Genomic DNA, 1,436 nt, shown 5'->3' on the forward strand with positions numbered 1-1,436 from the left:
GACCGACGAGTGGCCGGATCTGGCGCGTCGACTGGTCAGATCTGGCCGACCGGGAGCTTCTTCTCCGCCTGGAACTGATCCTCGGCGCGCCCGTGGGCCCAGTAGCCCGAGAGGGAGAGCTGCTTGCGCGGGAGGTCCCGCTGCTTGAAGACGGCGCGGAGCTCCTTCATGGCCCCGCGCTCACCGTGAGCAAAGACACTCGGGTTCCCGGAGAGCCACTCGGCCTCGGCGATGGCCTCGGCCAGCACGAGCGTCTCGCCGGCGCGCTCGCCGTCCCGCGAGAGCCACCGGACGTCAATGCCCTGGGGTGCCTCGAGCTCGGGTGCATCGGCCGCCGAGCCGACTTCGAGGAACGCGATCCCCTTGGCATCCTCGGGCAGCGCCTCGAGGGCGGCTGCGATCGCGGGCAGGGCGGACTCGTCGCCCGCGAAGAGGTGCCACTTGGCCTTCGGATCGGGGGAGTACGCCCCGCCGGGGCCCGTGGCCACGATGCGGTCGCCCGCCTTCGCGCCGGCCGCCCACGGCCCCGCGATGCCCTCGTCGCCGTGCACCACGAAGTCGATCGCGAGCTCGCGCGCCTCCAGATCGAATGACCGCACGGTGTACGTGCGGGTCACGGGCCACTGCTCGCGCGGGAGCGAGTCCTTGAGCGCCGTGAGGTCCACGGGCCCGTCGGGCCACGCGCCACCCGGAAGCGCATCGGGGAAGGAGATCTTGACGTACTTGTCGGTGAATCCGTTGTCCTCGAACGCGTCGAAACCCGGACCGCCGGCCACGACGCGCACGAGGTGCGGCGTGAGCCATTCAGTCCGCGAGACGACGAGATCAAGCGTCGGGCGGGGCTTTTTGGCGGGCGCCGCCGTCGTGGTGCCTGAAGTCATGCGGCCCAGCCTAACCGTTTAGACCCAGTCGATCGGGGAAGCACCTTGCTCCGCGAGTAAAGAATTCGCGCGGCTGAACGGCCGCGACCCGAAGAACCCGCGAGCCGCGCTGAGCGGCGAGGGATGCGCGGTCGCGATGACGGGCGTCGCTCCTAGCAGCGGGCCCATCGACTGGGCGTCCTTGCCCCACAGGATCGCCACGAGCGGCAGGCCGCGGCCGACGACGGCGCGCACCGCCGCGTCGGTCACGGCCTCCCAGCCCGCTCGCCGGTGCGCCGCGGATTCGCCCGCCCGCACCGTGAGCACCCGGTTGAGCAGGAGCACGCCCTGCTCGGCCCACGCGGTGAGGTCGCCGTCCAAAGGTGCGCGGCCGACGTCGTCCGTGAGCTCGCGGAAGATGTTCGCAAGGCTGCGCGGAAGCGGCCGCACGCCTGCGGCAACGGAGAAGCTGAGGCCCATCGCGTGCCCCGGCGTCGGGTACGGGTCCTGGCCCACGACCAGCACCTTCACGGCGGACAGCGGCTCGCGGAAGGCGCGCAGCACGGCGTCCGGGGG

Annotated in this window: 2 protein-coding genes; both read right to left on the minus strand. The window is 71.9% G+C overall.

Annotated elements, in window-relative coordinates; genetic code table 11:
• Positions 1-35: 35 nt before the first annotated feature.
• Complete coding sequence (locus tag ACLN58_RS22165) at positions 36-881, minus strand: siderophore-interacting protein (protein WP_415857367.1); 846 nt, start codon at positions 879-881, stop codon at positions 36-38.
• 18 nt (positions 882-899) lie between these two features.
• Positions 900-1,436, minus strand: a 537-nt coding sequence (locus ACLN58_RS22170) for a uracil-DNA glycosylase (RefSeq protein WP_415857368.1), incomplete at its 5' end; no start/stop codon positions are given.

It is taken from the genome of Sinomonas sp. G460-2 (assembly GCF_047759905.1).
In the GTDB taxonomy this organism is placed as follows: domain Bacteria; phylum Actinomycetota; class Actinomycetes; order Actinomycetales; family Micrococcaceae; genus Sinomonas.